25 protein-coding genes, 1 pseudogene and 1 riboswitch are annotated in these 26,462 nt (G+C 71.9%); of the genes and pseudogenes, 18 read left to right on the top strand and 8 right to left on the bottom strand.

Translation table 11 applies throughout. The annotated features are described in order from the left end of the window. Positions 1-7: 7 nt before the first annotated feature. Complete coding sequence (locus ACIBUY_RS32890; RefSeq protein ID WP_365572654.1) at positions 8-316, top strand: hypothetical protein; 309 nt, start codon at positions 8-10, stop codon at positions 314-316. Between the two features lie 314 nt (positions 317-630). Then, positions 631-835: riboswitch (cyclic di-AMP (ydaO/yuaA leader) on the top strand. A gap of 3 nt (positions 836-838) precedes the next feature. Continuing rightward, positions 839-1,312, top strand: coding sequence for a C40 family peptidase (locus tag ACIBUY_RS32885; RefSeq protein ID WP_365572657.1), 474 nt, complete (start codon positions 839-841; stop codon positions 1,310-1,312). 57 nt (positions 1,313-1,369) lie between these two features. Here the strand turns inward: ACIBUY_RS32885 and ACIBUY_RS32880 are convergent, their stop codons facing one another. Then, positions 1,370-2,020 (bottom strand): LysE family translocator, encoded by a 651-nt coding sequence (locus ACIBUY_RS32880; protein ID WP_365579705.1) that lies wholly within the window; start codon positions 2,018-2,020, stop codon positions 1,370-1,372. A 102-nt stretch (positions 2,021-2,122) separates the two neighbouring features. Here ACIBUY_RS32880 and ACIBUY_RS32875 point away from each other — a divergent pair, with 102 nt between their 5' ends. Next, positions 2,123-3,043: a LysR family transcriptional regulator gene (locus ACIBUY_RS32875; RefSeq protein ID WP_399154549.1), complete on the top strand. Its 921-nt coding sequence runs from the start codon at positions 2,123-2,125 to the stop codon at positions 3,041-3,043. A gap of 31 nt (positions 3,044-3,074) precedes the next feature. Here ACIBUY_RS32875 and ACIBUY_RS32870 read toward each other — a convergent pair whose 3' ends face one another. After that, positions 3,075-3,533, bottom strand: coding sequence for an ATP-binding protein (locus ACIBUY_RS32870; protein ID WP_365579710.1), 459 nt, complete (start codon positions 3,531-3,533; stop codon positions 3,075-3,077). Between the two features lie 284 nt (positions 3,534-3,817). Here ACIBUY_RS32870 and ACIBUY_RS32865 point away from each other — a divergent pair, with 284 nt between their 5' ends. Together ACIBUY_RS32865 and ACIBUY_RS32860 are read left to right on the top strand one after the other, a co-directional pair. Further along, positions 3,818-4,669, top strand: coding sequence for a helix-turn-helix transcriptional regulator (locus ACIBUY_RS32865; RefSeq protein WP_365579713.1), 852 nt, complete (start codon positions 3,818-3,820; stop codon positions 4,667-4,669). Between the two features lie 57 nt (positions 4,670-4,726). Next, positions 4,727-4,960: a DUF397 domain-containing protein gene (locus ACIBUY_RS32860; RefSeq protein WP_365579716.1), complete on the top strand. Its 234-nt coding sequence runs from the start codon at positions 4,727-4,729 to the stop codon at positions 4,958-4,960. Here ACIBUY_RS32860 and ACIBUY_RS32855 read toward each other — a convergent pair. Beyond that, positions 4,944-6,113 carry an 8-amino-7-oxononanoate synthase gene (locus tag ACIBUY_RS32855; protein WP_365579718.1) on the bottom strand — a complete coding sequence of 390 codons (1,170 nt, stop codon included), beginning with the start codon at positions 6,111-6,113 and terminating at the stop codon, positions 4,944-4,946. The genes ACIBUY_RS32860 and ACIBUY_RS32855 overlap by 17 nt on opposite strands. A gap of 143 nt (positions 6,114-6,256) precedes the next feature. On the opposite strand from ACIBUY_RS32855, the gene bioB reads away from it, so the two are divergent. From bioB to ACIBUY_RS32835, 4 genes are all read left to right on the top strand, one after another. Further along, on the top strand, positions 6,257-7,393 hold the full coding sequence (gene bioB / locus ACIBUY_RS32850) for a biotin synthase BioB (protein WP_399154548.1): 1,137 nt from the start codon (positions 6,257-6,259) through the stop codon (positions 7,391-7,393). Continuing rightward, a complete protein-coding gene (locus tag ACIBUY_RS32845; RefSeq protein ID WP_365579723.1) occupies positions 7,386-8,672 on the top strand; it encodes an adenosylmethionine--8-amino-7-oxononanoate transaminase in 1,287 nt (428 codons plus the stop codon). The genes bioB and ACIBUY_RS32845 overlap by 8 nt, the downstream gene beginning before the upstream one ends. A 4-nt stretch (positions 8,673-8,676) precedes the next feature. Next, entirely contained in the window at positions 8,677-9,423 is a 747-nt protein-coding gene (bioD, locus tag ACIBUY_RS32840) for a dethiobiotin synthase (protein ID WP_365579725.1), read from the top strand. 80 nt (positions 9,424-9,503) lie between these two features. Further along, positions 9,504-10,208 (top strand): class I SAM-dependent methyltransferase, encoded by a 705-nt coding sequence (locus ACIBUY_RS32835; protein ID WP_399154547.1) that lies wholly within the window; start codon positions 9,504-9,506, stop codon positions 10,206-10,208. 36 nt (positions 10,209-10,244) lie between these two features. Here ACIBUY_RS32835 and ACIBUY_RS32830 read toward each other — a convergent pair whose 3' ends face one another. Together ACIBUY_RS32830 and ACIBUY_RS32825 are read right to left on the bottom strand one after the other, a co-directional pair. After that, on the bottom strand, positions 10,245-10,583 hold the full coding sequence (locus ACIBUY_RS32830; RefSeq protein WP_365579756.1) for a fic family toxin-antitoxin system, toxin component: 339 nt from the start codon (positions 10,581-10,583) through the stop codon (positions 10,245-10,247). A gap of 55 nt (positions 10,584-10,638) precedes the next feature. Further along, positions 10,639-10,878, bottom strand: coding sequence for a toxin-antitoxin system HicB family antitoxin (locus tag ACIBUY_RS32825; RefSeq protein ID WP_365579731.1), 240 nt, complete (start codon positions 10,876-10,878; stop codon positions 10,639-10,641). 127 nt (positions 10,879-11,005) lie between these two features. Between ACIBUY_RS32825 and ACIBUY_RS32820 the strand changes: the two genes are divergently transcribed. From ACIBUY_RS32820 to abc-f, 6 genes are all read left to right on the top strand, one after another. Continuing rightward, positions 11,006-11,884 (top strand): ABC transporter ATP-binding protein, encoded by an 879-nt coding sequence (locus ACIBUY_RS32820; RefSeq protein ID WP_399154546.1) that lies wholly within the window; start codon positions 11,006-11,008, stop codon positions 11,882-11,884. A gap of 2 nt (positions 11,885-11,886) precedes the next feature. Continuing rightward, the gene (locus tag ACIBUY_RS32815) at positions 11,887-14,448 is read left to right on the top strand and encodes an ABC transporter permease (protein ID WP_399154545.1); all 2,562 of its coding nucleotides are present in this window, start codon (positions 11,887-11,889) and stop codon (positions 14,446-14,448) included. Positions 14,449-14,495: 47 nt separating this feature from the next. Further along, positions 14,496-14,963 (top strand): GNAT family N-acetyltransferase, encoded by a 468-nt coding sequence (locus ACIBUY_RS32810; RefSeq protein WP_365579738.1) that lies wholly within the window; start codon positions 14,496-14,498, stop codon positions 14,961-14,963. Positions 14,964-15,189: 226 nt separating this feature from the next. Next, a complete protein-coding gene (locus tag ACIBUY_RS32805) occupies positions 15,190-16,521 on the top strand; it encodes a hemolysin family protein (RefSeq protein WP_399154544.1) in 1,332 nt (443 codons plus the stop codon). Next, positions 16,518-17,531 (top strand): hemolysin family protein, encoded by a 1,014-nt coding sequence (locus ACIBUY_RS32800; RefSeq protein WP_365579742.1) that lies wholly within the window; start codon positions 16,518-16,520, stop codon positions 17,529-17,531. The genes ACIBUY_RS32805 and ACIBUY_RS32800 overlap by 4 nt, the downstream gene beginning before the upstream one ends. Positions 17,532-17,591: 60 nt before the next feature. Beyond that, complete coding sequence (gene abc-f, locus ACIBUY_RS32795; RefSeq protein ID WP_399154543.1) at positions 17,592-19,217, top strand: ribosomal protection-like ABC-F family protein; 1,626 nt, start codon at positions 17,592-17,594, stop codon at positions 19,215-19,217. On the opposite strand, the gene ACIBUY_RS32790 is transcribed toward abc-f, so the two are convergent. After that, positions 19,214-19,489 (bottom strand): holin, encoded by a 276-nt coding sequence (locus tag ACIBUY_RS32790; protein WP_365579747.1) that lies wholly within the window; start codon positions 19,487-19,489, stop codon positions 19,214-19,216. The two genes, abc-f and ACIBUY_RS32790, sit on opposite strands and share 4 nt — an antisense overlap. Before the next feature lie 120 nt (positions 19,490-19,609). Here ACIBUY_RS32790 and ACIBUY_RS32785 point away from each other — a divergent pair, with 120 nt between their 5' ends. After that, positions 19,610-20,392: an SGNH/GDSL hydrolase family protein gene (locus ACIBUY_RS32785; RefSeq protein ID WP_399154542.1), complete on the top strand. Its 783-nt coding sequence runs from the start codon at positions 19,610-19,612 to the stop codon at positions 20,390-20,392. A gap of 43 nt (positions 20,393-20,435) precedes the next feature. Here ACIBUY_RS32785 and ACIBUY_RS32780 read toward each other — a convergent pair. Together ACIBUY_RS32780 and ACIBUY_RS32775 are read right to left on the bottom strand one after the other, a co-directional pair. Beyond that, positions 20,436-21,602 (bottom strand): annotated as a pseudogene (locus ACIBUY_RS32780) (ThuA domain-containing protein); the annotation flags it as partial. 5 nt (positions 21,603-21,607) lie between these two features. Beyond that, positions 21,608-24,085, bottom strand: a complete 2,478-nt coding sequence (locus ACIBUY_RS32775) for a PQQ-dependent sugar dehydrogenase (RefSeq protein ID WP_399154541.1) — start codon at positions 24,083-24,085, stop codon at positions 21,608-21,610. 299 nt (positions 24,086-24,384) lie between these two features. Between ACIBUY_RS32775 and purB the strand changes: the two genes are divergently transcribed. Beyond that, complete coding sequence (gene purB / locus ACIBUY_RS32770) at positions 24,385-25,824, top strand: adenylosuccinate lyase (RefSeq protein ID WP_365579754.1); 1,440 nt, start codon at positions 24,385-24,387, stop codon at positions 25,822-25,824. Further along, positions 25,821-26,372 (top strand): G/U mismatch-specific DNA glycosylase, encoded by a 552-nt coding sequence (mug, locus tag ACIBUY_RS32765; RefSeq protein WP_399154651.1) that lies wholly within the window; start codon positions 25,821-25,823, stop codon positions 26,370-26,372. The genes purB and mug overlap by 4 nt, the downstream gene beginning before the upstream one ends. Positions 26,373-26,462 lie beyond the last annotated feature (90 nt).

The raw sequence follows: 26,462 nt of genomic DNA, 5'->3' as shown, positions 1-26,462 counted from the left end.
GGCGGCGGTGCTTCCCCCCGAACTTCCGCCGTTGCCCGCGCTGACCCGCGCCGAGGGCGAGTTGGTGGACAGCTATCTGGCGGTGGTCGATCTGCTCGCGCGGATCAATCCGGCGCGGGGCGATCTCACCTGTCGCGGGCTGCGGGCGGCGCAGGCCCTGGTGGCCCGGGCGACGGAGCTGCGGGATGCCCTGGCGCTGATGCACCGGCGCGGTGAGAGCGAGGTGCACGCGGAGACCCTGGCGCGGGCGTTGCGGGTCCTGGACGGCGAACGGCGAACACAGAGGGTCACTTTGCCGCCAGAATCGGTCAGTTGATGTCACGGGTCGCGCGGACCGTCTACAGCGGGGCCGAAACGGCCCAGATGGCGTACCCCCGTATGGCCTAGACGTTCGTACGCCAAGAAGTCCGTCAGAGTTGCGCATCGACAGTACGCGAAGGCCGGAATGAGGGGTTCCGGTGCTGGTGCGGGCATGGTCGGGCGTCGCGGGCCCGGCCCCGAAACGGCACTGTCCACCTGAACGGGTCAAGCGTGAGGAGCCTCACTTACCGCCGGTTCAACTCGGATTTCACGACACCTGTGCGTGAAGATCCCTTCCGACGACAAGCCCCCGCCGCCGCGGCGGGGCGGTCCGTGCGGACGCCGAGTCCTGCCGCCGTACGGATGCCAGGTCGACAGAAGTGGATCGGCAGGAGTGGAGGACCCAGGTACGACGGGTCGCCGGAACGAACGTCCGTTCCGAGCAGCCCTTGGGGTGAAGCCGCAGCAGCGGCCGGGCATCTTCGCCAGCCCGAACCCGACAGGTCATCCTTCGCAGGCGGCTGACGAAGGGTTGCGCATGACTGCGCTCAATCGTGTCCCCTCGCTGCTGACCCGGGCCGGTACGGCATCGGCCCTGACGCTCGCCGTCGCCGGAGCCTCCGTGATGGTTCCCGGCGGCGCGTCCGAGGCATCGGCAGCGGCGGTGTCGACGAAGGCACTGCAGGTCGCGGCGTCCAAGAAGGGAGCGCCCTACAAGTGGGGCGCCGCGGGGCCGAAACGTTTCGACTGCTCGGGCCTGACGCTGTACTCGTTCAAGCGGGCGGGCAAGAAGCTGCCCCGTACCGCCGCGCAGCAGTACAACAAGACCCGCCATGTCTCCGCGTCCCACCGCAAGAAGGGGGACCTGGTGTTCTTCCACTCGGGCCGGAGCGTCTACCACGTCGGGATCTACGCCGGGAAGGGGCGCATCTGGCACTCCCCCAAGACCGGGGACGTGGTGAGGCTGCAGAAGATCTGGACGAAGAGCGTCTGGTACGGCCGGGTGCGCTGACCCCGCCGCACGGCCCCACGGGGGAGGGCCGGCGCCGGCCCTCCCCCGTGGGGCCTCTCAGGCGAGCAGCGGTTCCAGCAGGAGGACCAGGGCCAGGACCACCAGTGCGCTGCCGGTGACGGCCTCCACGGCGCGGGCGGTACGCGGCCTGCGCAGCCAGCGGCCGAGCCGGTCCACGAGCAGCGCGACGGCCGGGAACCAGAGCAGTGCCAGGACGACGACGATGGCCGAAAGAACGGCCGTTCGCGGAAGGGCCGGGCTGCCCGCGGGCACGAACTGCGGCAGCACGCTCAGGAAGGTGATCGGCGCCTTCGGGTTGAGGGTGTTGGTCAGGAAGCCCTGCCGGAGCGCTCCGCCCGTCGGGCCCCGGCCGCCCTCCCCCGCCCCCTCCGCGTCCGTTGCGGACACCGCTGTGTGCCCCAGGGGGCGCAGAGCCGACTGCAGCGTCCTCGCTCCGAGGTACAACACATAGGCGCCGCCCGCGAGTTGGAGGGCGCGGAACAGGGCGGGTACGGCCGTGAGGACGGCGGCGACGCCGGCGACGGCGAGCGCGGTGTGGACGAGGAGGCCGCCGGCCACGCCGAGGGCGCAGGCGACTCCGGCGCGGCGCGAGACGAGCGAGTTGCGCACGACGACGGTGAAGTCGGCCCCGGGCAGGGCGACCATTCCCGCCGCGACGCCGGTGAAGGCGACCAGTTGAGCATCCATGACCGTCAGCCTGCCCGAGCCGGGCCTTCAGCAGGTATGTGCAATATCCTGGGTCTGCCTAAAGCATTGCTTAACCCCAGCGCATCGCCTCGGAGGCCGCCGATGTACGACCCGACGCGGCTGGCCGCGCTGGTGGCGGTCTCCGAGGCCGGTTCGATCACGCGGGCGGCGCAGCGGCTCGGTTACACGGTGCCCGCGCTGTCGCAGCAGCTCGCGAAGCTGGAGCGCGAGGCGGGCACGGCGCTGCTGGTGCGGCATCACCGGGGCGCGCGGCTGACCGGTGCGGGCGAGGTGCTGGTGGAAACGGCGCGGCGGGTGCTCGACGAGCTGGAGCGCGCCCGGCACGAGCTGGCGCGGCTCGCGGGCCTGTCGGGCGGGCGGCTCAGGCTCGGTACGTTCACGACGGCGGGCATGCATCTGCTGCCGCCGGCGCTGACCGCGTCCCGCCGGGCGCATCCGGATGTGGAGCTGTCGGTGACGGACTACGAGCCGCCGCTGGGGGTCGCCGCGGTGGCCGCGGGCGACGTCGATCTGGCGCTCACCCACACGTATGCCCCGGCCGAGCCGGTGGCGGCGCCGTCGTCGGTGGTCCTGGAGCCCGTGCTCGTAGAGGAGTTGGTGCTTGTCACGGCGCCGGGGCAGGCGCTGACGGCGGGGGCCGGCGGGTCGTCGCGGTTGCCGTTGTCCGAGCTGGCGGGGCAGCCGCTGATCAGCATGGCGCCGACGCATCCGCCGCGGCAGGGTGTGGAGTCGGCGCTCGCGCGGGCCGGGGCGACGCCGTCGGTGCTGGTGGACGCGCCGAGTTACGCGCTGGTGTGTGCGCTGGTCAGTGCGGGGCTCGGGGTCGCGGTGGTGCCGGAGATGGTGGCGCGTATGTCGGCGGCGCCGCTGGGGTGGCGGCTGCTCGAGCCGGGGGATCTGCGGCGGACCATCTCGCTGGTGCACCGGGCGGACGAGTCGAATCCGGCGGTGGACAGCTTCCGGGCGCTGCTGCGCGGGGCGTTCGGCCGGTCCGGGAGCTGAGGCGCGTCCCCGCGACGTACGGGCAACTTGGTCAACAGGCGGGTGCGGGGCGGCCGTTGGCGCCGTTCAGCGTCGTGATCCAGGGCAGGGCGATCCATACGGTCTTGCCGCCCTCGGGGGTGGGTGAGACCGAGAGTCTGCCGCCGCACTCCGCGGTGAGGCAGCGGATGATGACCAGGCCGCGCCCGTTGTCCTGCTGGACGGCGGCGGGCAGTCGCTTGGGGTAGCGGGGGTGGCTGTCGGTGACGCCGATGCGCAGGTGCTCGTCGCGGTCGAGCTCCACGTCGACGGTGAAGGTGGGTGACTGGCCGAGGGTGTGCTGCACCGCGTTCGTCGCGAGTTCGGAGACGATGAGGCGGACCGCTTCGGCCGCGTCGGTGTCTGTCGGCATGCCCCACTCCGCCAGCACGGTGCTGACGTACCTGCGGGCGGCCGAGACCGAGGCGGGATCGCTCGGCAGCGTGACGGATGCTTCCTGGTGGTCTGCCATGGCGACGTCGTCCCTTTCCCGCCGGGGTCGCGCGTCCGACTCTGGCGGATCGCTTGCGCGCGGCCCCCCGACTGCTGCTTCGCGCCAGAGTGCCACTTCGATGTCCTTCCGTGGTGGCGATCCCCCAAGATATGCATATATCTGTCGCTCGAAGCGGTGAACTCTGCGACGACAGACCGTATTTGGGCGAGCGCACGCCGGTTCCTCTACCGTCTGCTCAGAAGCCACCGCACAGGGGCCGGGAAGGGGCCTGGCTCGAAATTCGATGCGCCCGAGGAGTGAGGATGAAGTACGGTCCCGCGGTCCGCCGTCGCAAGCTCGGTGCCGAATTGCGTGCGCTGCGCGTGCAGGCGGGGCTGACGAGCGGTGAGGCGGCCCGTCTGGTCGGCTGGCACCAGTCGAAGGTGAGCCGCATCGAGACGGGGCGCAGCGGCGTGAAGCCGTCGGACGTCCTGCTGCTGCTCGACGCGTTCGACACGAAGGATCCCCAACTGCGGGAACTGGTCGTCGCCTTGGCCGGGGCGGAGGACGCGGCCGCGGATCACTGGTGGCACGCGTACCGGGGGCTGTTGCCGCCGTCGTACCGGGACTTCATCAGTCTGGAGTCGCAGGCGTCGCGGATCCGCACGCTGGAGACGAGTGTGGTGCCGGGGCTGCTGCAGACGCCCGAGTACGCGCGTGCGGTGACGCGTGCGGTGCTGCCGGGGGCGCCGGAGCGGCACATCGAGGCGCTGGTGGAGGTCCGTCTGGCGCGGCAGGACGTGCTACGGGCGCAGGCGCCGCTGGAGTTGAGCGCGGTGCTCGACGAAGGGGTGTTGCGGCGCGAGGTGGGCGGTCCTGGTGTGCTGCGCAGGCAGGTGGCGCACCTGGCCGGGATGGCGCGGATGCCGCATGTCCGGATCCAGGTGCTGCCGTTTGTGGCGGGTGGCCATATCGGGCTCACTGGGCCTTTCGTTGTGTTCTCATTTCCGAACACTTCTGATCTGGATGTGGTTGTTCTCGACCATTTGACGAGTAGCCTCTACCTCGAGCGGAAAGAAGACCTCAAGGCCTACACGGAAGCATTCGACGGTCTTCTGCTCCGCGCTCTACCGCCCGAGGAATCGTTGGAACTGATCGCACAGATCGCCGGGTGACCGGACGGCGAGGACGCCGACACCTCGTCACGGGCCGGCACCGCGTAAGGGGGCACCATGACTGCACTGCCTCGGTACGTACCCTCCGTTCCCTCCAGCTCGTCGCTGAGCGGCGCGCGGTGGCGGCGCAGCAGCCGCAGCACCGGCGCCAACAACTGCGTCGAGACGGCCGAGTTGACCGCGGGGCCGGCAGCAGGACTGCTGGCCGTCCGTGACTCGAAGGACACGGCGGGACCCGCTCTGTTGTTCACCCGCAGCACCTGGAAGGGGTTCGTCAACTCCCTGCGGTGAACGCGCCGTCGGGAGCCGTGCGGCTGATCACCCCTACCGCCTCGCCGAGTTGGGCATCGGTGAGGTCGGCGCGGGCGGTCAGCCGCAGCCGTGAGATGCCGTCGGGCACCGACGGCGGACGGAAGCAGCCCACCGAGAGTCCCGCGGCACGGCAGTTGGCGGCCCAGCGCACCGCCGTCTCGGGCGAGGGGGCGCGCACGGACACCACCGCCGCGTCCGGCCGTACGGCCAACAGGCCTTCTTTGGTGAGGAGTTGATGCAGGGTCGCGGCCACCTCGCGGGCCCGGTCCGCGCGCTCGGGTTCGCGGCGCAGCAGCCGTAGCGCGGCGAGTGCGGCCCCGGCCGCCGCCGGGGCGAGTCCGGTGTCAAAGATGAACGTGCGGGCCGCGTTGATCAGATGCTCGATGACCGGGGCCGGGCCGAGGACCGCACCGCCCTGGCTGCCCAGGGACTTGGACAGGGTGACGGTGGTGACGGTGTCGGGTGCGCCCGCCAGGCCCGCCGCGTACGGGGCGCCGCGGCCTCCGGCGCCGAGCACGCCGAGTCCGTGGGCGTCGTCCACGAGCAGCCCGGCGCCGAACTCCCGGCAGGCTGCGGCCAGTTCGGCGAGCGGCGCCCGGTCGCCGTCGACGGAGAACACGGTGTCGGAGACGACGACGGCCGGCCCGTCATGGGTGCCGAGCGCCTTGCGCACCGCCTCCGGATCGGTGTGCGGGGCGACCTGCGTGGTCCCGCGGGCGAGGCGGCAGCCGTCGATCAGGGAGGCGTGGTTGCCCGCGTCGGAGACGATGAGCGAGCCGTGCGGGGCGAGCGCGGTGACGGCGGCGAGGTTCGCGGCGTATCCGGACGACAGCACGAGCGCGGCCTCGACGCCGCAGAACTCGGCGAGCTCGCGCTCCAGGTGCGCATGAAGTTCGGTAGTGCCGGTCACCAGGCGGGAGCCAGTGGCACCGCCGCCCCAGCGGTGCGCGGCCTCGGCGGCGCCCGCGATCACCTCGGGGTGGCGGGACAGCCCCAGGTAGTCGTTGCTCGCGAGATCCAGCAGCGGGGAGTCGGCCGGGCGGGGGCGCAGCGTGCGGACGAGACCTGCGGCTTCGCGGGCGCGGTGCTGTTCGTCGAGCCAGCCGAACGCACGGTTGGAGACTGTGGCCATGACTCCCTCGTTTTGTAGGTAACGCACAGACCCTAGCCGTGCCGCCACCCGGGCCGAATGTGGCAATACCCACACGTCACAGGGCGTGCTTTGTTCAAAGCCTCCTTTCCCCGGAGCGCCTCGATGGTCCAGGATCAGACGCCATGGACCTGCTGAACACGCTGGTGGACAAGGGGCTTCGGCGCGAGACGCCGACCCGTGAAGAGGCGCTCGCCGTACTGGCGACGTCGGACGACGAGCTGCTCGATGTGGTGGCGGCGGCCGGCAAGGTGCGCCGTACGTGGTTCGGGCGGCGGGTGAAGCTCAACTATCTGGTGAACCTGAAGTCGGGTCTGTGCCCCGAGGACTGCTCGTACTGCTCGCAACGCCTCGGTTCGAAGGCGGAGATCCTCAAGTACACCTGGCTCAAGCCGGACGAGGCGTCGAAGGCGGCCGCCGCCGGTGTCGCGGGCGGGGCGAAGCGGGTCTGTCTGGTGGCGAGCGGACGCGGTCCCACGGACAAGGACGTCGACCGTGTTGCGCGAACGATCGATGCGATCAAGTCGGAGAACGAGGGCGTCGAGGTGTGTGCCTGTCTCGGGCTGCTCTCCGACGGGCAGGCGGAGCGACTGCGCGGGGCGGGCGCGGACGCGTACAACCACAACCTGAACACGTCCGAGGCCACGTACGGCGACATCACGACGACGCACACGTACGCGGACCGGGTCGACACCGTGCAGAAGGCGCACGCGGCCGGTCTTTCGGCCTGTTCCGGGCTGATCGCGGGCATGGGCGAGAGCGACGAGGACCTGGTCGACGTGGTGTTCGGGCTGCGCGAGCTGGACCCGGACTCGGTGCCGGTCAACTTCCTCATCCCCTTCGAGGGGACGCCGCTGGCCAAGGAGTGGAGCCTCACGCCGCAGCGCTGCCTGCGGATTCTGGCCATGGTCCGCTTCGTGTGCCCGGACGTGGAGGTGCGGATCGCGGGCGGGCGCGAGGTGCACCTGCGCACCATGCAGCCGCTGGCCCTGCACATCGCCAACTCGATCTTCCTGGGCGACTACCTGACCAGTGAGGGCCAGGCGGGCAAGACGGACCTGGAGATGATCGCGGACGCCGGGTTCGAGGTGGAGGGCACCGACCAGGTGACGCTGCCGGAGCACCGGGGCGGCGGCTGCGGTTCGGTGTGCGCCTCCGAGCCCTCGGAGGCAGGGGCGGTGGCAGAGGTGCCCGAGGCGCGGACGGATCTCGTGGCGGTACGTCGCCGGGGTGCGGGGACGGATCTCGCGCCCAATGCCTGACACGCCCGACGCGCGCATCGAGGAGCTGCTGGACCTGGACCGGCGACACGTCTGGCATCCGTACGGTCCCATGCCCGGGCGGCAGCAGCCGCTGGTCGTCGAGTCGGCGGCCGGGGTGCGGCTGCGGGTGGCCGGGCACGGCGAGCTCGTGGACGGGATGTCGTCGTGGTGGTCGGCGATCCACGGCTACAACCACCCCGTGCTCAACGAGGCGGCGCGCGGCCAGTTGGAGCGGATGAGCCACGTGATGTTCGGCGGGCTCACGCACGAGCCCGCCGTGCGGCTCGCCGAGCGGCTGGTCGACATCTCGCCGGACGGCCTCGAGCACGTCTTCCTGGCCGACTCCGGTTCGGTGTCGGTCGAGGTCGCGCTCAAGATGTGCCTGCAGTACTGGCGCTCGCTGGGCCGGCCCGGGAAGCGGCGGATGCTGACGTGGCGCGGCGGCTACCACGGGGACACGTGGCAGCCGATGTCCGTGTGCGATCCCGAGGGCGGGATGCACGGGCTGTGGTCGGGGGTGCTGAGCGAACAGATCTTCACCGATGCGCCGCCCACGGAGTACGAGGATTCGTTCGCCGAGCACCTTCGGGAGACGATCGAGCGGCACGCGCACGAGCTGGCCGCCGTCATCGTCGAGCCGGTGGTGCAGGGTGCGGGCGGGATGCGGTTCCACTCCCCCGGCTATCTGCGGGTGCTGCGGGAGGCGTGCGACGCGCACGACGTGCTGCTCGTGTTCGACGAGATCGCGACGGGGTTCGGGCGGACCGGTGCGTTGTTCGCCGCGGAGCATGCGGCGGTGACGCCCGATGTGATGTGTGTCGGCAAGGCGTTGACCGGTGGCTATCTGACGCTGGCGGCGACGCTGTGCACGGCGCGGGTCGCCGACGGGATCTCGCGGGGCGAGGTGCCGGTGCTCGCGCACGGGCCGACGTTCATGGGCAATCCGCTGGCCGCGGCGGTGGCCGGTGCGTCGATCGACCTGCTGCTCGGCCAGGACTGGCAGACGGAGGTCAAGCGGATCGAGACCGGGCTGCGTGACGCACTGTCAGAGGCGGCTGCCGTACCGGGAGTTCGGGACGTACGTGTCCTCGGGGCGATCGGTGTCGTCCAGCTCGACCACGAGGTGGACATGGCGGCGGCGACGCGGGCGGCGGTCGCGGAGGGGGTCTGGCTGCGGCCGTTCAGGGACCTCGTGTACACGATGCCGCCGTACATCACGGGCGACGACGACCTGGCACGGATCGGGCGCGCGGTGTGCGCGGCCGCGCGGGAGGGATGAGGGCATGACGGTACTGGTGGTCACGGGGACCGGGACCGAGATCGGCAAGACGGTGACCACGGCCGCGGTCGCGGCGCTCGCAGTGCGGGCCGGCCGTTCGGTGGCCGTGCTCAAGCCCGCGCAGACCGGGGTCGCGCCGGGTGAGCCCGGGGACGTCGACGAGGTGCTGCGGCTGGCCGGGGACGCGGTGACGCCCCTCGAACTGGCCCGGTTCCCCGAGCCGTTGGCGCCCGGGACCGCCGCGGCGCGGGCCGGGCTCGAGCCGGTACGGCCCGCTCAGGTCGCCGAGGCGGCCGAGAAGCTGGCGGCGTCGCACGACCTGGTGCTCGTCGAGGGGGCGGGCGGGTTGCTCGTGCACTTCGACGGGCAGGGCGCGACGCTGGCGGACGCGGCGCGGCTCCTCGGGGCGCCGGTGCTCGTGGTGGCGCAGGCGGGGCTGGGCACGCTGAACTCCGTCCAGCTGACGGCCGAGGCGCTGCGGGCGCGGGGGCTCGACCAGGCCGGTGTCGTCATCGGCAGCTGGCCGCACGAGCCGGGCCTCGCCGAGCGGTGCAACGTCGCGGATCTGCCGTGCGTGGCCGGGGCGCCGCTCGTGGGGGCGGTGCCGCAAGGGGCCGGCGGGCTGGATCCGGCCGCGTTCCGGGCGCGCGCCGGGGGCTGGCTCGGGCCGGGGCTCGGGGGCACGTGGGACGGCGCGGAGTTCGCGGGGGCGGTGCGGCCACCGGAGTACGGCGGCGCGGCGCGCCCGTAGGGATCCGTGCCGAAGGCCGTTCGTCGGCGCCCGGCCGGGGAACAATCGGCGTAAGCAGTCGGCCCGGCCTAGGAGGTCCCATGGTGGACCAGGATCCGTCCCCCGGCAGGAAGCCCGGGGGCAAGCCCGACAGGACGCGCGACGCGGTCGGTCATCCGTGGTTCGCGCGGTACTACGCCCGGCTGAGCGAGCGGGCCGAGCCCGTGATGGCGCCGGTGCGCAGCGAGTTGCTCGGCGGTCTGTCGGGGCGGGTCATCGAGGTCGGCGCGGGCAACGGGCTGAACTTCCGGTACTACCCGCACACCGTCTCCGAGGTCGTCGCCATCGAACCGGAGCGTCTGCTGCGGCAGTTGGCCGTCGAGGCGGCGCAGCGCGCGGAGGTCCCGGTCGACGTGGTGCCGGGGTCGGCGGAGGCGCTGCCGGTGAAGAGCGAGGGGTACGACGCGGCCGTGCTGTCGATCGTGCTGTGCAGCGTGCGTGACGTGTCGCGGGCGCTCGCCGAGGTGCGCCGGGTGGTGCGGCCGGGTGGCGAGGTGCGGTTCTTCGAGCACGTACGGGCGCCGAAGCGCGGGATGCGCGGCGTGCAGTCGGCGCTCGACCGGATGGTGTGGCCGCGGCTGTTCGGCGGGTGTCACGTGGGGCGCGACGCGTTGGGTGCGCTGCGCGAGGCGGGGTTCGAACTGGGCGCGTACCGCGAGCTGGTGATGCCGGAGCGCGGGCCGCGCCTGCCCACGTCGTACTGCGTGCTCGGTACGGCGCGGCGGCCCGAGCTCGACCGCGCCTGAGTACGGGCGGGTGACCGGGCCCGGGCAGCGCGCGGGTCACTGGCTCCACTTGCGCAGTTCCTTCTCGATGTCGAGGACGCTCGCGCCGCCGTCCTTGACGAGGCGGGCCAACTCCCGTACCTGCTCGGGCGAGATGGCGATCTTGAGGCCGCTGGCGACGAGGTAGGCGTAGGCGACCGCGGAGGCGAACATCGCGTTCGAGCGCTCCAACGCCGGTACGTGGATGAGGAGTTGGATCAGCGAGGCGGCGCGGGCGTGCGGACTGTCGTAGACGGGCACGTCGAATATCCGGGCGTCGTGCCGGGCGACGGCCGCGACGAGGGCGCCCCAGTCGGTGACCTGCGGGTCGCCGGGGGTCTTCTGCTCGGCGATCATGAGCAGCCAGGCGAGGTCGATGCCGAGGGGCGCGGGGTTCGGGGAGCGGCTCGGGTCACTCAACGGGGCGGCGCCGGCCTTCGCGGTCCGGGCCGAACTCCTCGGCGAACACGGTTTCGTACTGCCGCATGAAGTCGGCCGCGGCGTCGACGAAGGTCCGGCCGAGCTCGCCGGCGTCCCGCCTGACCAGCTCCTCGATGTACCGGTTGACGCTCATGCCGCGGGCGAGCGCGCGCTCCCTGGCGGCGCGGGCGGTGTCCTCGTCCACGCGCACGTTCAGCTGGGTCTTCGCCATGCCCTCACGCTAGCGTCGATGTGCTAGCACCGGCAAGACGGGCGCGCGCACCGGCAGGACGGGCGGGTCCGGGCTATCCTCGAAGCCGACCTGATGCGCAACTGACTTACGATGTAAGGGAGTTGGGGTGGGGGATGCGGATGGGGCCACGGATGTGGTCGCCGCGCGGGCCCGGAGTCTGACGAAGGCGTACGGTTCCGGCGAGACGCAGGTGCTCGCGCTGGACGCGGTGGACGTGGACATCGCCCGCGGCCGGTTCACGGCGGTGATGGGCCCCTCGGGCTCCGGCAAGTCCACGCTGATGCACTGCCTGGCCGGGCTCGACACGGTGTCGGCGGGGCAGGTGTGGCTGGGCGGCACGGAGATCACCGGCCTCAAGGAGAAGGAGCTGACGCGGCTGCGGCGCGACCGCATCGGGTTCATGTTCCAGTCCTTCAACCTCATCCCGACGCTGAACGCGGCGGAGAACATCACGCTGCCGATGGACATCGCGGGCAAGGCCCCCGACGAGAAGTGGCTGGAGCAGGTCATCGACACGCTGGGGCTGCGGGACCGCCTGAGGCACCGGCCCGCGCAGTTGTCCGGCGGGCAGCAGCAACGGGTCGCGTGCGCACGGGCGTTGGCAGCGCGCCCCGAGCTGATCTTCGCGGACGAGCCGACGGGGAACCTGGACTCGCGGGCGGGCCTGGAGGTCCTCGGCTTTCTGCGCGAGGCCGTCGACAGCCTCGGGCAGACCATGGTGATGGTGACGCACGATCCGGGCGCCGCCGCCCACGCCGACCTGGTGCTCTTCCTCGGGGACGGACGGCTCGTGGACGAGATGCGGGGGCCGACGGCGGAGGCCGTTCTGGAGCGGATGAAGCGGTTCGACGTCGGCCGCGGCGCCGTGCCCGAGCCCCGCCCGTCCGACCGGCAGACGCCCGACCAGCAGGCGCCCGACCACCAGACGCCCGACCGGCAGACGCCTGATCAGCACGCTCCCGACCAGCACGCTCCGGGGCAGTAGCCATGCTGAAGGCGACCCTGCGGAGTTTCCTCGCGCACAAGGGGCGGCTGATCCTGTCGGCGCTCGCCGTGGTCCTTTCGGTGGCGTTCGTCGCGGGCAGCCTGATCTTCTCGGACACGGTGGCCCGCACGTTCGACCGGCTCTTCGCCTCGACGTCCGCGGACGTACGGGTGAGCCCGAAGGAGGACGACCTCAGCGAGGCGCTGCCCTCCGGCGAGGTGCGCACGCTGCCCGCGTCGCTCGCCGACCGGATCGGTTCCGTCTCCGGGGTCGCGGCCACGCACATCGACGCCCAGATCGAGAACATCACGGTCGTCGACCGCAAGGGCGACTCGGTCGGGCCGACGACGGGCGCGCCCACCATCGCCACCAACTGGGAGCCCACGGAGCGCAGTCCGGTCCGCCTCACGTCGGGGCACGCGCCGCGCGGCGACCGCGAGGCGCTGCTCGACGCGGACACCGCCGACAAGAAGCACGTACGCATCGGGGACACGCTCACCGTGATGGCGCGCGACTCGTTCAAGGTCGAGGTCGTCGGCATCGCGACGTTCCGCACCACGAACCCGGGCGCCGCCCTCGTCTTCCTCGACACGCCCACCGCGCAGCGCAAGCTGCTCGGCGGGGCCGGACGGGCGACGAGCATCTCGGTCGACGCGGCGCAGGGCGTCAGCGACGTACAGCTCAAGCGGAACGTCGCCCAACAGGTGGGCTCCGGCTACGAGTTGAAGACGGCCGACGAGGATGCGAAGTCGGCGGCGGAGGACCTGGGCGGGTTCCTCGACATCATCAAGTACGTGATGCTGGGCTTCGCGGGGATCGCCGTGCTCGTCGGCATCTTCCTGATCGTGAACACCTTCTCCATGCTGATCGCCCAGCGGACGAGGGAGTTGGGGCTGCTGCGGGCGCTGGGCGCCGACCGGCGGCAGGTGCGGCGCTCGGTGCTGACGGAGGCGGTGCTGCTCGGTCTCGTCAGCTCCGCCGTGGGCCTCGGGCTCGGTGTCGGGCTCGCCGCGGGCCTCATCAAGCTGATGGGCGTCTTCGGGATGAACCTCAAGTCCACGGAGATGGTGGTGGGTTGGGGCACGCCGGTCGCCGCGTTCGCGGTGGGGGTCGGGGTCACGTTCGTGGCCGCGTACCTGCCGTCCCGGCGGGCCGCCCGCGTCTCCCCCATGGCGGCCCTCGCGGATGCCGAAATCGCCGGTGTGGGGCGGCCGTTGACGGTGCGGGCGCTCGTCGGCGGCCTGGTCGCGGCGGCGGGTGCGGCCGCGCTCGTGGGCTGTGCGGCCGCCACGAAGACCGGCACGGCCGGCTCGCTCCTCGGCCTCGGCATTGTCCTGACGCTGATCGCGACGGTGATCGCGGGCCCGCTGCTGGTGCGTCCCGTGATCCGGGTCCTCGGCGCCGCGTTCCCGGCCGTGTTCGGCTCGATCGGCCGGATGAGCCAGCGCAACGCACTGCGCAACCCGCGCCGCACCGGGGCCACCGCCAGCGCCCTCATGGTGGGGCTCGCGCTGGTCGCGGGCATGTCCGTGGCGAGCGCCTCGATGAGCCGGTCGTTCGACGAGCAGATCGACAAGACGCTCGGCGCCGACTTCACCGTGCAGAACGCGAACTTCATGCCGTTCCCCAAGGAGGTCACCGACCGGATCGGGGCCACCGAGGGCGTCGGCCTCGTCGTGCGGCAGCGCTTCACGCCGCTCGCGGTGCACATGCCCGACGGCAAGCGGGTCAAGACGAGCGCGGCCGGGTACGAGCCGCGGCTCGACGACGTCGCGCACGTGACGTACGAGCAGGGGAACACAGCGGGGGCGCTCGCGCCCGGACACCTGGGGATGCAGAAGCAGTTCGCGGACGACCACAAGGCCAAGGTGGGCAGCGTGCTGCAGGTCGAACTGCCCGGCGGGCAGCGCGCGGAGTTCACGGTGGGCGCGCTCACCGACCAGGAGGGCGGCGGCTTCGGCCTCGAGGGCGGCCTGTTCATGGGGCTCGCCACGCTCGAGAAGTACGTGCCGGGCGGGCAGGACTCGGCGGTCTACGTGAACGCGGCCTCCGGCGTCTCCGCCGACACGCTGCGCGCCCGCCTCGACAAGACGCTCGACGCGTACCCGCAGGTGCAGGTCCGCGACCTGGCCGACTACAAGAAGCTCATCCACGACCAGATCGCCGTGCTGCTGTACCTGGTGTACGCCCTGCTCGGCCTGGCGATCGTCATCGCCGTCCTCGGCGTGGTCAACACGCTTGCCCTGTCGGTCGTCGAGCGCACCCGGGAGATCGGGCTGCTGCGGGCGATCGGGCTCGCCCGGCGACAGCTGCGGCGCATGATCCGTCTGGAGTCGGTGGTGATCGCGGTGTTCGGCGCGGTCCTCGGCCTCGCGCTCGGCCTCGTGTGGGGCGTGGCCGCGCATCAGGTGCTCGCGCTGGAGGGCATGGACGCGTTGGCGATCCCCTGGACGACGATCGCCGCGGTGGTGATCGGCTCGGTGGTGGTGGGTCTCGCGGCGGCCCTGCTGCCGGCGCTGCGGGCGTCGCGGATGAACGTACTGGCGGCGATCGCCCACGAATGACTGGGCGTGACCCGGCGCGTGGCCGACGGCGGTCCGGCATGTGAAACGTGCGGCACGGCGGGCGTCGGCGGTGGTGGGATCGGGCCATGAGTGAACTGCGTATACGGTCCGCCGCTCCCGCCGATCTCGACGCCGTGCTGGGTTTCTGGAAGAGCGCGGCCGAGGGGACGAGCATCAGTGACGACCGTGCGGGCGTGGAGCGCCTGGTCGCGCGGGATCCCGAGGCGCTGATTCTCGCGGAGCGCGACGGGGAGCTGGTGGGCACGGTCATCGCCGGGTTCGACGGCTGGCGGTGCCATCTGTACCGGCTCGCGGTGCGGCCCGACGCGCGGCGGCAGGGCATCGGCTCGGCGCTGCTGGCCGCCGCGGAGGAGCGGTTCGTGGCGCTCGGCGGGCGACGCGGCGACGCGATGGTCCTGGACCGCAACGAGCGGGCGCACCAGGCCTGGAAGGCGGCCGGTTACGCGCCGGAGCCGCAGTGGTCGCGCTGGGTGAAGCCGCTCGTCCGGGACTGAACGGACCGGATGAAGCCGGCAGCCCCTCAACCGCGGGCCGCTTTGCCGATCCTTTACCATGGGTGCGTCAGGTGCGTTGCCCGACACGTCTCCGTCCGTTCTGCGAAAGGTGTGAGCGTCCGCCCATGGGCGAGCCTCCCAGTACCCGGTCCCTACCCCTGCGCGGTCCACGCGAGCGCGCGACCCTCCCGGCCCTGTCCGATCATGGGACGGAGGTGACGACCCGATGACCGAAGTACTCCTGCTCGCCGTCGCAGTACTGCTCTCGCTTGCCTGCGGCGCCTTCGTCGCGGCGGAGTTCTCGCTCACCACCGTCGAGCGCAGCGATCTCGAAGACGCCGTGGAGCGGGGCGAGCGCGGCGCGGCCGGCGCCCTGAAGGCCGTACGGAACCTCACGTTCCAGCTGTCGGGCGCACAGCTCGGCATCACCGTCACCAACCTGGTCGTCGGCATGCTCGCCGAGCCGTCCATCGCCAAGCTCATCGCGGGCCCGCTGGAGTCCCTCGGCATCCCGAAGTCCGCGTCGTCGTCGGTCGCGCTCGTGCTCGGCACCGCCCTGTCGACCGTCTTCCTGATGGTCGTCGGCGAGCTGGTGCCGAAGAACTGGGCGATCTCGTCGCCGCTGGCCGTGGCCAAGCGGGTGGCGACGGCGCAGCGGATCTTCAGTGCGGCGTTCCGCCCGTTCATCACGCATCTGAACAACACGGCGAACCGGCTCGTGCGCCGCTTCGGCATCGAGCCGACCGAGGAGCTGGCCTCCGCGCGCGGGCCGCAGGAGCTGATGGCCCTCGCGCGGCACTCCGCGAAGGAGGGCGCGCTCGAGGCGGACACCGCCGAGCTGTTCGTGCGGACCCTGAACCTCGCCGATCTGACCGCCGAGAACGTGATGACGCCGCGCGTCCAGGTCGTCGCCCTGGACGTGCTGGCCACCTGCGAGGACGTGGCGAACGCGACGCGGGCCACCGGCCTGTCCCGGTTCCCCGTCTACCGCGGCAACCTGGACTCCGTCGTCGGCGTCGTGCACATCAAGGACGTGCTCGCCGTGCCCGACGAGCAGCGCTCCCGCAAGCGCGTGTCCGAGCTGCTGCGCGAGCCGCTGCTCGTGCCCGAGTCGCTGACCGTGGACCGGCTGCTCGACCGGCTGTCCGGCAAGCGCACGATGGCCGTCGTCATCGACGAGTACGGCGGCACCGCCGGTGTCGCCACCCTGGAGGACATCGTCGAGGAGGTCGTCGGCGAGGTCCGCGACGAGCACGACCCGCACGAGACGCCCGACATCGCGGCCGCGGGCACCGACGACGACGGTCGCCCCCTGTACTCGGCGGACGGCGCCGCCCGCACCGACCAGCTCGCGCGCGTCGGGCTGCGGGTGCCGGACGGTCCTTACGAGACGCTGGCCGGTCTGGTCGCGACCAAGCTGGGCCGCATCCCGGACGTCGGCGACAGCGTCGAGATCGCCGGGTGGCGGCTCGACGTCGTGGACGCGCACGGCCACCGTGCCGCCCGCGTCCTGCTGCACGCCCCGTCGCCCACCGATGTCGAGGAGGAAGCCCGATGACCGCGATCCAGTTGCTGATCGGCCTGGCGACGCTGGTCGTCAACGCCTTCTTCGTCGGCGCCGAGTTCGCGCTGATCTCCGTGCGGCGCAGCCAGATCGAGCCGCACGCCGAGGAGGGCGACCGGCGGGCGCGCAGCGTCCTGTGGGGCCTGCAGCACGTGTCCGCGCTGCTCGCCGCGGCGCAGCTCGGCATCACGCTGTGCACGCTGGTGCTCGGCATCGTCGCCGAGCCGGCCATCGCGCACCTGCTGGAGCCGGTGTTCGACGCGGTCGGGATGCCGCACGGTCTGATCCACCCGATCTCGTTCGTGATCGCGCTGACCGTGGCGACGTATCTGCACATGCTGCTGGGTGAGATGGTGCCGAAGAACATCGCGCTGGCCGAGCCGGTGCGCTCGGCGCTGCTGCTCGGCCCGCCGCTGGTGGCCCTGGCGCGCGCCCTGCGCCCGGTGATCTTCACCATCAACGCCTTCGCGAACACGTTGCTCAAGCTGATGCGCGTTGAGGTCAAGGACGAGGTCGCGGCGACGTTCTCGGACGACGAGCTGGCGCGCATGGTCAAGGACTCCTCCGACGCGGGTCTGATCGACGACCGGGCGCAGGAGCGGCTGCACGACGCGCTGGAACTGGGCCGCAGGCCCATCAAGGACGTCGTGCTGCCGTTGGAGAAGGTGGTCTACGCGCGCGTGGGCGTCACGCCCGAGCAGTTGGAGCGGCTGTCCGCCGAGTCCGGCTTCTCGCGGTTCCCCGTCGTGGACGAGGGGCGGCGCATCGTCGGCTATCTGCACGTGAAGGACGCGCTGGACGCGACGCCGCGCGATCTGCCGTTCCGGGTGCCGGAGATGCGGTCCATCGCGCGCGTGCGGGAGACGACGCCGCTGGACGACGTCCTCACGGCGATGCGGGGCAGTCGTACGCACGTGGCGGCGGTGCTCGGCGCGGACGGCCGGCTCGCCGGAATGGTGACCATGGAGGACGTGCTGAGGGAGCTGTTCGGGCAGACGGTCTGAACCGTCTGCACCGTCTGAACCGTCCGGTCTTCCTGGTGGTCCGAGGTGAACGGGGGTGTGATGAGTCAGCTCGTCCTCAGGGACGTCTCGTACGGGTATCCGGACCGGCCGGTGCTCGAGCGGGTGTCCCTGTCGGTGCGGCCCGGGGAACGGGTCTGCGTGATCGGTGAGAACGGGTCGGGGAAGTCGACGCTGCTGCGGATCGTCGCGGGCGAACTGGTGCCGGCGGACGGCGGGGTGACGGTCGTCGCCGACGGCGGCACGGGACATCTCGCGCAGACGTCGGCGCTGCCGCCCGAGGCCACCGTGCAGGACGCGGTCGATGCGGCCCTCGCCGAAGTGCGCGACCTGGAGCGGCGGATCGGCGCGGCCGAGGCGGAGCTCGGTTCGGCGGATGCGGCGGGGCTTGCCGCGTACGGGGAGCTGGTGGCCGCGTTCGAGGCGCGGGACGGGTATCGCGCCGACGCCCGCGTGGACGCCGCGCTGCACGGGCTCGGCGCGGCGCACCTGGGGCGCTCGCGGACCCTCGGCTCGCTGTCGGGCGGCGAGGCGGCCCGGCTCTCGCTGGCCTGCGTCCTCGCGCCACAGCCCGAGCTGCTGCTCCTGGACGAGCCGACGAACCACCTCGACGACCAGGCCCTGGCCTGGGTGGAGGACCGGCTGCGCGCGCACCGCGGGACCGTCGTCGCCGTCACCCACGACCGGGTCTTCCTCGACCGGGTGGCCACGGCCGTCGTCGAGGTGGACGGCGACCGCCGCCGCGTCGCCCGCTACGGCACCGGCTGGCACGGCTATCTGGAACAGCGCACGGCGCTGCGCCGCCGCTGGGAGGAGCGCTACCGGGAGTGGAGCGCCGAGGTCGAGCGGCAGGAGACGATCGCGCAGGGCGCGTCGGCGAGTCTGCAGGGCGGCTGGCGGATGCGGGACAGCAGTACGTTCGCGAAGTTCTCCAAGCACCAGCGGTCGGTGGAGGGCCAGGTCTCCGGTGTCGTGCGCAACGCGCGCGAGCGGCTGCGGCGGCTGCGCGCGGACCCGGTGCCGAGGCCGCCCGACCCGCTGCGCTTCACGGCCGGCGAGGGCGCTCTGGAGGGCGGCGGCCATCCCTTCGTCCGTCCCGTCGAGGTGCGGGACGTGGTGGTCGGGCACCGGCTCACGGTCGACCGGCTCGACCTCGCTCCCGGCTCCCGGACCCTGGTCACCGGGCCGAACGGGGCGGGCAAGTCGACGCTGCTCGCGCTCCTCGCGGGAAGCGTCGCCCCGGACCGGGGCACGGTGCAACTCCCGCCCCGCATCGGCTACTTGCCGCAGGAGGTCGCGCACCACGGCTCGGCGCTCCCGCTGCTCGACGCGTTCGCGGCGGGGCTCGGCGGGCTCCCCGGGGAGCACGCGCAGACGCTGCTCGCGCTCGGCCTGTTCCGCGAGGAGGACCTCGCCGTGCCGGTGCGGGGCCTGTCGGTGGGCCAGCGGCGCCGGCTCGATCTGGCCCGGCTCGTCACCCGCCCCGTCGATCTGCTCCTGCTGGACGAGCCGACGAACCACGTCTCGCCCGCGCTCGTGGAGGACCTCGACCGCGCGCTCGCCGGGTACGCGGGCACCCTCGTCGTGGTCTCGCACGACCGCAGGCTGCGCGAGCGGTTCACGGGGGACGCGGTGCGCGTGGACAGCGGCACGGTCGTACGCGGCTAGGGCGTCGCCTGCGCCTCGGTGGTGTGCGGGGTCTCCGCCGTCGGGGTCTCGAGGATTCCGGGGCCGTGCGGGCCGATGCCCGCGGTGCCGACCGCGGTGAGCACCGCGAGCAGCGTGGCGAGTCCCGCGGTGCCGAGCGCGGCGGCCCAGTCGACGTCGAGCAGGTTCGTCGCGCCCGCGACGAGCACGGCGGCCAGGGCCTGTGCGAAGGTCCTGATCGCACGCTCGGCGGTGGCCTGCCAGAAGGCGACGGTCCAGATGCTTCCTGCCATGGGTGATCTCCCCCGTTCGTCCTGCTGAGGTACGTGTTTCCGGCATACCGCCGCTTCGGCCCGCTGCCCAGACCTGCGGCGTACGCGCCGGTAGCCGGCCGGGATACGATCTGGGGCGCCATGCAGACGAATGCCAACTACACCAGCCTTGTCGCGGTCGGCGACTCCTTCACCGAGGGCATGTCGGACCTGTTGCCCGACGGCTCCTACCGCGGATGGGCCGACCTGCTGGCCGCGCGGATGGCGGCGCGCGGCCCCGGTTTCCAGTACGCGAACCTCGCCGTGCGCGGCAAGCTCATCGGGCAGATCGTCGACGAGCAGGTCGATGTCGCCGCCGCGATGAACGCCGACGTGGTGACGCTGGTCGGCGGGCTCAACGACACCCTGCGGCCCAAGTGCGACATGGGCCGGGTCACCGGTCTGCTGACGGAGGCGGTCGAGAAGCTGGCCCCGTCGTGCGGACAGCTCGTCCTGATGCGCAGCCCGGGGCGCAACGGCCCGGTCCTGGACAAGTTCCGGCCCCGCATGGAGGAGCTGTTCGCCTGTATCGACGACCTGGCCGCGCGGCACGGCGCCGTCGTCGTGGATCTGTACGGTGCCACGGCCCTGGCCGACCAGCGGATGTGGGACGTGGACCGGCTGCACCTGACGGCGGAGGGCCACCGCCGGGTCGCCGAGGCCGTCTGGCAGACCCTCGGGTACGAGGCCGAGGAGGACTGGCGCGCGCCGCTGCCCGCGTCGGCACGGCCGGGCTGGACGGCGCGCCGCGTGGCCGACGCCCGCTTCGCCAAGCAGCACCTGGTGCCGTGGATCGGCCGGCGGCTCACGGGGCGCTCGTCCGGTGACGGGCGCCCGCCGAAGCGTGCGGAGCTGGCGCCGTATCCCGACGAGCGGCCGGCGTAGCGGTCACGACGGCCTCCCGCCGGGTCGAGCGTTCGGCTCAGCCGGTGAGCGACACGGTGTCGATGTCGAACAGCGACCCTGCTCCCCCGGTGAACCGCAGGAACAGCGGGCCCGATCCGGTGCCGTTCAGTGCCGTGGCCACCGTCGTGAAGGTCTCCCAGCCGCCGGTCACGGGCACCGCGACCGAGCCGAGCAGCGGGCCGTCCGCGGCGCCCGAGCGGATCTCGATCGTGCCGCCCGCGCCCGCGGACGACACCTTCGCCGTGAAGCCCTTCGCGCCCGCCGTGCTCACGGACGCGTATCCGGCCCAGTCGCCGTTGTCGATGTAGCCGAGGGTCCGACCGCCACTGGCGGCGGCGTGGTCGGCGCTCTGCACCCCGGAGCCCGAGGTGTACGCCTCGCCCTCCACCGTGTGCGCGCCGCCCGACGGCGGCGCGCAGTCCGCGGCCGCCTGCCCGGCCGCGTAACGGACCGCGCCGAGCAGCAGCGCGCGGAAGGCGGGATCGGCGTACGACTCGGCGGTGTGGCCGAGGCCGGTGTAGAAGGAGCGGCCCTGCCCCTGGGGGTGGCACCACGTGATGGGGTGGTCGCCCGCCATCTCCCCGCCGCTGTACGACGATTCGTCCAGGCTCTGCAGGACGTGCACGGTTGCGCGGGGGTCGGTGCGGTAGTTGTACCACTCGTCGGTACGGGACCAGGTGGCGGCCAGGTGCGCGGTCGCCGGGTGCGTACGGTCCTCGGTGACGACGGTGGCCTGCTGGATCGCCGGGTGGCTCTTGAACCAGGCGCCGACGAGTTGCCCGTAGTACGGCCAGTCGTACTCGGTGTCGGCGGCCGCGTGCACTCCTATGTAGCCGCCTCCCGAGTCGACGTACGCCTGCAGGGCGTTCTGCCGGCTGTCGTCGAGGACGTCGCCCGTGGTGCTGAGGAAGACGACGGCCTCGTACGCGGAGAGGTTGGCCGTCGTGAAGGCGGCGGGGTCCTCGGTGGCCGTGACGGTGAAGTCGTTGCCCGCGCCGATGGTGCGCAGGGCGTCGATGCCGGCCGGGATCGAGTCGTGGCGGAAGCCCGCCGTCCGGGAGAACACGAGGACGTCGAAGGACGCGGCGTCATCGGCTCCCGCCGGGGCGGTCGGCACGGCGAATACCAAGGCCACGGCGCAGGCGAGCACGGCGCAGGCCCGGTTCAGGCGGTTCCAGGGATGCTTCATGGTCGTCAACTCCCCTCCTGCACATGGCCCTTGGCGGCCGTGGATGCCGGGGACGTCGTACCGAGCGTGAAGGCGTCGACGTCGAAGAGATTGCCCTGGCCCGTCGGGCCCTTGAAGACGAGCACGAGGCCGGTGGAGGACGAGGGCGCGCCCGTCAGGTTCGTCGTGACGTCCTGGAAGTTCTCCCAGCCGCCCGTCGTCGGGACGGCCACCGAGCCGAGCAGGGTGCCGGTGGGTGAGCCCGCGCGGATCTCGATCGTGCCGCCGGGGCCGCCGGAGGAGATCCGGGCGGTGAGGCGGTTGGCGTTGCCGAGCGCGTACGGCTTGAAGGAGATCCAGTCGCCATCGTCGGTGAAGCCGACGGTGTTGGCTCCCTCGGCGGGGCCGTGTCCGGCGATCTGGATGCCGGACTGCGCGGTGAAGTGCTCGGCCTGCCGGTGTCGCGGCTGCAGGGTGTGCCGGGTGTGGGTGGTCAGCCCTGCCTGGTCGGTGTACTCGGCGTCGAAGACCCCGTACAGGTTGGCGGCGCTGTCGTGTTCGCCGTCGACGGGCACGGCGATGCTGCCGCTGCAGCCGTTCCGGGAGGTGATGGAGTGCGCGTGGCTGTCGTGCCCGAGGAGATAGGTGACCTTGACCTTGGCGCAGTCGACGGCGCCGTCCTCCGGGTCGGTCACGGCCGCCTTGAAGGGCACGGTGTCACCGAAGGCGAAGAGCTGTCCGTCTGCGGGCAGTTGGAGGTCGACGGCAGGGGCGGTGTTGCCCGCTGTCACGACGAGGCTCGCGGTGCCGGTCAGGCCTGCGGGGTCCTTGACGGTGAGGGTGGGCCGATAGGTGCCCTTGGTGGTGTACGTGTGCGAGGGGTTGGCCTGCGTCGAGGTGGTCCCGTCGCCGAAGTCCCAGCTGTAGGTGAGGGGTTGGCCCTCCGGGTCGGAGCTGCCCGCGGAGGAGAACTGCACGGTCAGCGGCAGTGCACCGGAGGTCTTGTCCGCGGCGGCCTGCGCGACCGGGTTGCGGTTGCTGCCGCCGAGGTACTCGACGCGGTACAGGGCCTGGTTGTCGCTGCCGGTGCCGTAGTCGAGGACGTACAGCGCCCCGTCCGGGCCGAAGTCGCTGTCGATGATCTGCGTCCCGGTCCACGGGAAGTCCTCGATCACGCCGCGCGATCCGTCGCCCCTCACCTCGATGGCCTTGATCCACTTGCGGCCGTACTCGGTGGCGAAGAAGCGGCCGTCGAGGGACTGGGGGAACTTCACGGAGGAGTTGAGGTTCGGGTCGTAGCGGTAGACGTCACCGGCCATCGGCGACTCGGAGCCGCTGCCCAGTTCGGGCGGTGAGTCGGTCCAGCCGTACTTGATCCAACTGGACTGCGCGGCGGGCAGCCTGCCCTGACCGGTGTTGCGGAAGGAGTTGTTCGTGGGGCCGCCCGCGCAGTCGTACTTGGCCGCGGAAGGGCCGCTGGGGAAGGTGTACTCGTTGTAGGTCTCGGCGGTGGTGTTGGTGCCGGTGCAGTACGGCCAGCCGAAGTTGCCGGGGCCGGTGACGCGGTCGAACTCGACCTGGCCGCCCGGGCCCCGGTCGGCCGCGCCGTCGCCCGCGTCGGGCCCGTAGTCGCCGACGTAGACGACGCCGGTCTCCTTGTCGACGCTCATCCGGAACGGGTTGCGGAAGCCCATGGCGTAGATCTCGGGCCGGGTGTTCGCGGTGCCGGGGGTGAAGAGGTTGCCGGCGGGGACGGTGTAGCCGCCGGCCGCGGTGGGCTTGATGCGCAGGACCTTGCCGCGCAGGTCGTTGGTGTTGCCCGAGGAGCGCTGGGCGTCGAACTGCGGGTTGCGGTCCGTGCGTTCGTCGAGCGGGGCGTAGCCCGCGGAGTCGAACGGGTTGGTGTCGTCGCCGGTGGTCAGGTACAGGTTTCCGGCGGCGTCGAAGTCGATGTCGCCGCCGACGTGGCAGCACTGGCCCCGGTCGTTGGCGACTTCGAGGACGACCTTCTCGCTGCCGAGGTCGAGGGTGTGGTCGGCCTTGAGCGTGAAGCGGGAGAGGTTGAGGTGCCCCTTCCACCGGTCGAAGTCGGCGGCGGTCCCGGTGGCCGGGGCGTCCCCGTCGGGGGTGCTCAGCCGTGGCGAGTAGTACACGTACACCTGGCGGCTCGTGGCGAAGTCGGGGGCCGCGGCGATGCCTTGCAGGCCCTCCTCGTCGTGGGTGTACACGTTGAGCTTGGCGGCCGTCGTGGTGTTCCCGGCCGGGTCGGTGTATCTGACCGTGCCGTCGCGGGCGGTGTGCAGGACCGACCGGTCGGGGAGCACGGTGAGCGACATGGCCTCGCCCAGTTCGGCCGCGCCGGAGGCGAGTGGGACCTGCTGGTAGTCGCCCGGCGGAATGGCCTGGGGCGCCGGGGCTGCCGGTGCGGCCTGCGCGGTGGCTCCGGCCAGGACGAGTGCGAGCACGGTGAGCAGCTTCAGCCCTGTACGAGGGCGTGGGGACATGGGGCTTCCTCCTGACGCTCGGGGGCGTGTCAGGCAGGGCGCGCGCCGGCCGCGCTTGCTGCGCTGCGACATCAAGACGTATGTGAATTGCGTGCTTGGTGCAGAGGATTACGCAGAATTGCGAGCGTCTTGCACGATGGTGGCCTCGCCTTCATTTGTCAAGGACGTGTCAAAATGCACCGTGCGGCCCCTCCGGGCACGGACCGTGACAAGCGCACCCCGACCCCCTGTGACCTGTAGGTTCCTCCATCCCCCCGATGGTTCGGAGCCTGTAGGGACGCCCGGTAAACTCCGTACACGTGACTGCGCCTGCTAAGCCCCGTATCCCGAACGTTCTCGCCGGACGCTATGCCTCCACCGAGCTCGCCACCCTCTGGTCGCCGGAGGAGAAGGTGAAGCTGGAGCGCAGGCTCTGGCTCGCCGTACTGAAGGCCCAGAAGGACCTCGGGATCGAGGTGCCGGACGCCGCGATCGCCGACTACGAGCGCGTCCTGGACCAGGTCGACCTGGTGTCCATCGCCGAGCGCGAGAAGGTCACGCGCCACGACGTGAAGGCGCGGATCGAGGAGTTCAACGCGCTCGCCGGGCACGAGCAGGTCCACAAGGGCATGACCTCGCGCGACCTGACGGAGAACGTCGAGCAGCTGCAGATCCGGCTCTCACTGGAGCTGATCCGCGACCGCTCCGTCGCCGTCCTGGCACGCCTGGGCAAGCTCTCCGGCGAGTACGCCGAGCTGGTCATGGCGGGCCGCTCGCACAACGTCGCGGCCCAGGCCACCACGCTGGGCAAGCGCTTCGCGACCGCCGCCGACGAGCTGCTCGTCGCGTACGGCCGCGTCGAGGAGCTGCTCACCCGCTACCCGCTGCGCGGCATCAAGGGGCCGGTCGGCACCGCGCAGGACATGCTCGACCTGCTCGGCGGCGACGACGCGAAGCTCGCGGACCTGGAGGACCGGATCGCCGGTCACCTGGGCTTCTCGCAGGCGTTCACCTCGGTCGGCCAGGTCTACCCGCGCTCGCTCGACTACGAGGTCGTGACCGCGCTGGTGCAGCTCGCCGCGGCCCCCTCCTCGCTGGCCAAGACGATCCGTCTGATGGCCGGGCACGAGCTGGTCACCGAGGGCTTCAAGCCGGGTCAGGTCGGCTCGTCCGCGATGCCGCACAAGATGAACACCCGCTCCTGCGAGCGCGTCAACGGCCTCATGGTGATCCTGCGCGGCTACGCGTCGATGACCGGCGAGCTGGCGGGCGACCAGTGGAACGAGGGCGACGTGTCCTGCTCGGTGGTGCGCCGCGTCGCGCTGCCGGACGCGTTCTTCGCGCTGGACGGTCTCCTGGAGACGTTCTTGACGGTGCTCGACGAGTTCGGCGCGTTCCCCGCCGTCGTCGCCCGCGAGCTGGACCGCTACCTGCCGTTCCTCGCCACGACGAAGGTGCTCATGGCGTCGGTGCGGGCCGGCGTGGGCCGCGAGGAGGCCCACGAGGCGATCAAGGAGAACGCGGTGGCCTCCGCCCTCGCCATGCGCGAGCAGGGCGCCGAGCGCAACGAACTGCTCGACAAGCTGGCCGCCGACTCCCGCATCCCGCTGGACCGGACGCAGCTCGACGGGCTGATGGCGGACAAGCTGTCGTTCACGGGCGCCGCCGCCGGTCAGGTGGGTCAGGTCGTGGCCCGGATCGAGGAGATCGTGAAGCAGCACCCTGAGGCTGCGGGTTACGCGCCGGGGGCGATCCTCTGACCTCCCGCCTCACGCAGGCGGACCTGGAGGCCGCTCGTGACCGTCTGGTTCCGGACGTCGTCGCGAGCGGCCTTCGGGTTCTGTTCTGCGGGATCAATCCGGGGTTGATGACGGCCGCGACCGGGCACCACTTCGCACGGCCCGGCAACCGCTTCTGGCCGGTGCTGCACCTGTCCGGCTTCACGCCGCGGCAACTGCTGCCCGCCGAGCAGGAGGAGCTGCTGTCGTACGGCCTCGGCATCACGAACGTCGTCGCGCGGGCCACTGCGCGGGCGGACGAGCTGAGCGCCGATGAGTACCGCGAGGGCGGCCGCGTCCTGGAGGAGAAGGTCGCGCGGCTGCGGCCGGCCTGGCTCGCCGTGGTGGGCGTGACCGCGTACCGATCGGCTTTCGGGGACCCGAAGGCGAAGATCGGGCCGCAGGAGCGGACGATCGGGGGCGCCCGGGTGTGGGCGCTGCCCAACCCCAGTGGCCTGAACGCGCATTGGACGGCGGCGACGATGGCCGACGAGTACGCCCGCCTGCGCGCCGCCGCCGAGGCGTCCTAGGGCGTGTCTTCAAAGTGGGTTAGCGAGATGATGGGTCCGTGAGTCGTCGCTATGAACTGACGGATGAGGAGTGGGAGTTGTTGTGCCCGC

It is taken from the genome of Streptomyces sp. NPDC050085, from assembly GCF_044460595.1.
GTDB lineage: Bacteria > Actinomycetota > Actinomycetes > Streptomycetales > Streptomycetaceae > Streptomyces.
Note: the sequence above shows the minus strand (reverse complement) of the source record. Positions and strands in the feature narration are given on the sequence as shown.